The following is a 3808-nucleotide window of genomic DNA, read 5'->3' as shown; positions in this document are numbered from 1 at the left end:
CTAAGTCAACACGACCGCCCCGGAAAGACAGTGCACCGTACACCGTGTGTCGCCTTACTTATGCGCGACTTAGTAACCCAGCAGACCGACGATCCCGCCGTACAGCGGGTACTGCAGCAGCAGCGGGCCGGTGACCCTGGCCGCGCCGGAGAACGCCCGGATGAACCGAATCGGGGTGCGGTGCAGCAACGCACTGGTGACGGTGAACAGCATCACCATCGACGAGATGTTCAGCGCAAAGCCACTCAGCCAGAAGTAGGTGATCCCGGCGGCGAACACACCGACGTTGAGAATCCAGAGGTTTTCCAGCCATTCGGCAAACGTCCGCTTGCCCGTGGGCGGGGTCACGGCGGGCTCGTCGTCTTCGAACACCGCGGGATCGGGCTCGAGGGGCTGCGCCGGTTCCATCCGCCGGATCGCGAACGCGAGCAGCACCAGCACCACGAGCACGGCCACCCAGCTGTAGGGCTGGAAAATCGTCAGCTTCAGCGGCACAACAATGCCGGTCAGCTTGTGTATCACGTTGATGGGACTGCTGGTATCGGTGTTCGCCAACGCAATCGACGACGAGAGCCCCTGCGTCCAGACGATGAAACCCATGAATGCCGCGGCGATGAGATAACCGAAATGGGCGCCCGCAAGCCGTTTGGCAACCTGACGGGCGACCAGCGCCCCCGCGACCAGACCAAGACCCCAGTTCAACAACGAAAGGACGGCGCTGACACCGAAACACAGCAGAGCTGCCTGAACCTGGTTTGTCGGCTTACTCGCCACCCCGATGATGGCCCGCTTCAGAATCGGCGCCTCGGCGAGCGTATAGCCCGTCACCAGGATCAGCACCATCTGGAAGGCGAAGGTGAAGATGTTCTGCGATCCCCACACGCCGCCGTACCACGCCTTGAGCACGCCCGCCGGCGTTGCGCCGTCGACCAGCAGCGCCACCAGCGCGACCACCAGGACGGTGAGAATGACCGCGAACAAGTACGGATCCGGCATCAGACGTTCGACATACCGGACGCACAACGTGGTGAGCGGCTGCATCAAACCGCGCCGTCTGACCTGTTGGTCCTGTTCCGTCGTCATTGGGTCACCCTTGCCTAGACCTTGCCTAAACCTGCCTAAACCTGCCTAGATCAACTCGTAGACCGCCAGCCACACCAGAGCGGCGGCCACCAGCAGCAATCCGCCGATGACGGCTGCCTTGACAAATCCGGACTGACGGTGCAACCACGCACGCGCCTGCGTGAAGCGCCAGTCGGTCCACGCATAGGCGCGCGCGGCCCAATCGGCTTCGACCGCGAGCAGCCGAAACGCGACCAGCACGGCCGGGATGCCCAACTCGGGAAGCAGCACGATCAGCGGGATGGAGGCGATGAGCAACCCGCCGGCGAGCAGCGCCAGGGATACGCGCACCACCATCGGCCGGGACCGGCCACGCTCGCGATACGCAAGCACGCGGCTCAGCGCCTCGTCGCGGGTGACGACCCGGGCGCGCTGGTCGACTGGGTCCATGGCTACTCCTTGGCTACTCCTGGCATACGCGATCGGCGAGCGGGTTCCGCACGGACTTTAGTGGACCGGTTGCCGACAGCGGGTTTCATCGAGCCACCCGATCGGTGTTCGAGGCCACACGCTGCCTGCCGGGTCAGCCGGTCGCGGGTGCATAGACTGCCGCGTATGAACGACGGTTCCCCGCAGGGCTCCCGGGCTCCAGAAGGCCTGCTGGAGATCGATGACTGCCTCGCAGCCGACGGCAGTATCGCCTTGCCGCCCGGCACCACCTTGATCTCGCTCATCCAACGCAATATCGCCAATGTCGGTGACTCCATCGCGTATCGCTACCTGGACTACACCCGCTCCGCTGAGGGGCAGGCCCTTGAGGTGACCTGGGCGCAGTTGGGGGTGCGATTGGCGGCGATCGGCGCGCAGATACAACAGCTTGCCGGCAACGGCGACCGGGTCGCGGTCTTGGCGCCCCAGGGCATCGACTACGTTGCGGGTTTCTACGCGGCGATCAAGGCCGGGACGATTGCGGTGCCCCTGTTTGCCCCGGAATTGCCCGGTCACGCCGAACGTCTCGATACCGCACTTCGTGACTCGGAGCCCACGGTCGTCCTGACGACGGCGACAGCGAAAGCCGCCGTGCAGGGCTTTCTGGCCAGCCGTTCGCACCTGCGAAGGCCGCACGTCATCACCATCGATCAGATACCGGATTCGGCAGGGGAGCAGTTCAGTCCGGTCGAGCTGGACATGGACGCCGTGTCCCACCTGCAGTACACCTCGGGCTCGACACGGCCGCCCGTCGGCATCGAGATCACTCACCGCGCCGTCGGCACCAACCTGGTGCAGATGATCCTGTCGATCGACCTGCTCAACCGCAATACTCACGGCGTCAGCTGGTTACCGCTCTACCACGACATGGGCTTGTCCATGATCGGCTTTCCGGCGGTGTATGGCGGGCATTCCACCCTGATGTCGCCGACCGCCTTCGTCCGTCGGCCGCAGCGGTGGATTCATGCGTTGTCCGACGGATCACGTAGCGGGCGCGTCGTCACCGCGGCACCGAACTTCGCCTACGAGTGGACCGCCCAGCGTGGCCTGCCCGCGGCGGGCGACGATATCGATCTGCGCAACGTCGTGCTGATCATCGGATCCGAACCGGTCAGCATCGAGGCGATCACGACGTTCAACAAAGCGTTCGCGCCCTACGGGCTGCCGCGGACGGCGTTCAAGCCCTCTTACGGCATCGCCGAGGCGACGCTGCTGGTCGCGACCATCGACCACACCGCCGAAACGACGGTGGTCTACTTCGACCGGGTGCAATTGGGCACCGGGCGTGCGGTCCCCGTCGCGGCGGATCACCCTACCGCCGTCGTGCAGGTGTCGTGCGGTCACGTCGCTCGCAGCCTGTGGGCCGTGATCGTCAACCCCGACACCGGCGCGGAATTGCCGGATGGGGAAGTCGGCGAAATCTGGTTGCAGGGCGACAATGTCGGCCGCGGCTACTGGGGGCGGCCGGACGAAACGCGCCAGACTTTTGGCGCCAGGCTGCAATCACCGCTCAGCGAGGGCAGCCGGGCGAAGGGCGCTGCGCTCGACGGGAATTGGCTGCGGACTTCGGACCTAGGCGTCTACCTCGACGGTGAGCTGTACGTCACGGGACGGATCGCCGATCTCATCACCATCGATGGCTTCAACCACTATCCGCAGGACATCGAGGCCACCGTCGCGGCGGCATCGCCCATCGTCCGGCGGGGATATGTCACGGCTTTCGCGGCGCCGGCCAACGAGCTGCCGGATGCTGACGATCCCGATGACACCAGCTCACGGCTGGTGATCATCGCCGAACGTGCGGCGGGCACCAGCCACGCAGATCCGCAACCGGCGATCGAGGCGATCCGGGCCGCGGTTGCCGAACGCCACGGGCTCTCGGCAGCCGACGTGCGTTTCCTTCCGGCCGGGGCCATTCCGCGCACCACCAGCGGCAAGCTGGCTCGCCGGGCCTGCCGTGCGGAATACCTCAGCGGAGTATTGGGAGCGCACTAACTCCTCCTAGAGTCGGACCTGCCGCCTCGCATCTCACGAAACTCTTTGTGGCGCACCACTTCTGAGCCATGAGGTTTGGCCAGGCCGTGCGATATCCGCCGTTGTCGCTGGCGCATGCCAAAGCAGGCCGGTTGGCCTCGCACGTATGGCGTTGCGCTGCAATGTCATCCGACGACGGACAGATATGTGGTGGCGGCTATGGGGGTTCCGTTTCGTCGTCGTCTCCGTCGCGGAGCAGTTTTTCGGGGTGATGGAACGTGTT

Annotated in this window: 3 protein-coding genes; 1 reads left to right on the top strand and 2 read right to left on the bottom strand. The window is 65.1% G+C overall.

Annotated elements, in window-relative coordinates; all coding sequences use genetic code 11:
* Positions 1 to 69 precede the first annotated feature (69 nt).
* Positions 70 to 1083, bottom strand: coding sequence for a TIGR00366 family protein (locus AWC07_RS02395; RefSeq protein ID WP_036410017.1), 1014 nt, complete (start codon positions 1081 to 1083; stop codon positions 70 to 72).
* A gap of 45 nt (positions 1084 to 1128) precedes the next feature.
* Positions 1129 to 1512, bottom strand: coding sequence for a hypothetical protein (locus AWC07_RS02390; RefSeq protein ID WP_036410014.1), 384 nt, complete (start codon positions 1510 to 1512; stop codon positions 1129 to 1131).
* A gap of 165 nt (positions 1513 to 1677) precedes the next feature.
* Here AWC07_RS02390 and AWC07_RS02385 point away from each other — a divergent pair, with 165 nt between their 5' ends.
* Positions 1678 to 3546 (top strand): fatty acyl-AMP ligase, encoded by a 1869-nt coding sequence (locus AWC07_RS02385; protein WP_036410012.1) that lies wholly within the window; start codon positions 1678 to 1680, stop codon positions 3544 to 3546.
* Positions 3547 to 3808 lie beyond the last annotated feature (262 nt).

Origin of the sequence: Mycobacterium gastri (genome assembly GCF_002102175.1) — a bacterium.
Classification (GTDB): Bacteria; Actinomycetota; Actinomycetes; order Mycobacteriales; family Mycobacteriaceae; genus Mycobacterium; species Mycobacterium gastri.
Note: the sequence above shows the minus strand (reverse complement) of the source record. Positions and strands in the feature narration are given on the sequence as shown.

What these genes read in the sequence shown, in the direction of transcription:
- AWC07_RS02395 (WP_036410017.1), bottom strand. Translation starts at nt 1,083, where the DNA reads ATGACGACGGAACAGGACCAACAGGTCAGACGGCGCGGTTTGATGCAG.
- AWC07_RS02390 (WP_036410014.1), bottom strand. Translation starts at nt 1,512, where the DNA reads ATGGACCCAGTCGACCAGCGCGCCCGGGTCGTCACCCGCGACGAGGCG.
- AWC07_RS02385 (WP_036410012.1), top strand. Translation starts at nt 1,678, where the DNA reads ATGAACGACGGTTCCCCGCAGGGCTCCCGGGCTCCAGAAGGCCTGCTG.